The 1,968-nt window shown below is 62.4% G+C and carries 1 protein-coding gene; it reads left to right on the forward strand.

What is annotated here, in order from left to right; all coding sequences use genetic code 11:
• The first annotated feature begins 427 nt into the window (after positions 1 to 427).
• On the forward strand, positions 428 to 1,555 hold the full coding sequence (locus WCE35_RS04180; RefSeq protein ID WP_424592078.1) for an IS110 family transposase: 1,128 nt from the start codon (positions 428 to 430) through the stop codon (positions 1,553 to 1,555).
• The last annotated feature ends 413 nt before the right edge of the window (positions 1,556 to 1,968 follow it).

Below are 1,968 nucleotides of genomic sequence, written 5' to 3' on the forward strand. Positions count from 1 at the left end.
GGCCGCGCGGAGCGCGCACGCCTTGCCACGTTCATGGCGGGCCTGATCGGCGCCGGCGCGGCGCCGTAATCTCGTGCATTAACATTGACAAGCGGAATCGCTGCAATTTTAGCGAATGGCTTCACGCCTCGGTAAGTGCCGCGTGTTTTGGTAAAACACGCTGTAATCCATTCAGCTTTTGTGGACTGGAGTTTTGATGAGTGGCGCTGCGCAGTCGGGACCGCAAACAGGCGCGCTGATTAGAGCAGATTTCGCTCAGTTTGAATCGGGTCGGAATACCCGCCTCATCCTGAGGAGATGCACGCTCTTGCGTGCATCTGTCTCGAAGACCGTATGTCCCTTGCCTTGAAGAGGCGACTCGCCCTCGATGCTGTCGCGAGGGTTACCCGGATGGACCGGGCAGAGCCTCAAACAAGGAGGGCGAGTCGTGGGCAATCATAGCGAAGCTTTCGTGGATTTCGATACCTCGAAGTTGCGTCATGCGGTTGCGATCGCGGAGGCTGGGCGGGCCGGCGAGGTTCGGTTTTTCGGCGAGATCGAGAACACCGGAGCTGCAACGGCCAAGCTGGTGAAGAAGCTTGCCGCCAAATATCAGCGTCTGACGTTCTGCTATGAGGCGGGGCCGACGGGATACGAGGTCTACCGGCAGATCAAGAACCTCGGTCACGAGTGCGTCGTGGTTGCGCCATCGCTGATTCCGAAGCGGCCGGGCGATCGGGTGAAGACGAACCGGCGGGACGCTCTCAGCCTGGCGAAGCTGCTGCGCGCCGGCGAGCTCACCGCGGTGTGGGTTCCGGACCGACATCACGAGGCGATGCGTGACCTGACGCGGGCGCGCGAGACGACGATGATGGATCTGCGCTCGAAGCGCCAGCAGGTCTCGGCATTCCTGCTGCGGCAGGGTCTGCACTATTCGGAAGGCAAGAAGACCTGGACCAAGACGCACATGAACTGGCTGGCGAGCCAGAAGCTCGAGTATGCAGAGCAGCGCCTCGTGTTTGAGGAGATGATGTTGGCGATGCGGCAGATGCGGGAACGCCTCGAGCGATTGGAGCAGGCGATCCGGATCGCGGTGCCGGACTGGTCGCTGGCCGAGGTGGTCACCGCGTTGATGGCGATGCGCGGCCTGGATCTGATCTCGGCAGCAACGTTCCTGGCCGAGATCGGCGACCTCTCGCGCTTTCAACATCCGGGCGAGCTGATGGGATATCTCGGCCTGGTGCCGTCGGAGAATTCGACTGGCGACAAGATCAAGCGCGGCTCGATCACAAAGGCCGGCAACCGGCGCGCCCGCCGCATGCTGGTGGAGTGCTCCTGGAGCTATCAGCACCCCCCGCGGGTGGGCCAAGAGAAGCAGGAGAAGGTTGCAGCCGCCCCGCGAGCGGTTCGCGAGATCGCCTGGAAGGCGCAGTACCGCCTGCATGGCCGTTATCGGGCGCTGGTCAGAAGGGGCAAGCTCAAGACCGTCGCCATCACTGCGGTCGCGCGGGAACTCGCGGGCTTCATCTGGGCCGTCAGTCGCGAGATCACCACCGTCCGTGCGGCGTCCAAGTAAGGCGGGACTCTCGAAGGGAGCGAGCGGCACGTTAGAAGCATTTATCAGGGAACCTGCGCCGGGGCATGGTCCGGTGAAGACAGATCTCGTGCAACGGCGGGAGCGAAGCCACGGCAAGGGGAATTCCCGACCATCCTTTGAAGCCGATCGCAAGATCGACGCACGTTCGAAGACAGGGAAAGCCCCGGACGGAAACACGGACATGCGTGAACCCGCGAATAAGAGCTTGTTGACCGACGTCTCAGGCTTCGCTCCTACCGTTGCACGATCATCGCATCGACAACCTCTCGGAGTTCGTGGAGAGGCAGGGCTGTTGCGCCTTCGGGGCTTGACATGGGACATAAGAGGATGGGGGCGGCCCCATGGTTCGAGACGCCGCGCACGAGACTGCGGAGTTTGGATCGGCCGAGGAT

The organism is Bradyrhizobium sp. (assembly GCF_049691595.1).
Taxonomy (GTDB): Bacteria; Pseudomonadota; Alphaproteobacteria; order Rhizobiales; family Xanthobacteraceae; genus Bradyrhizobium.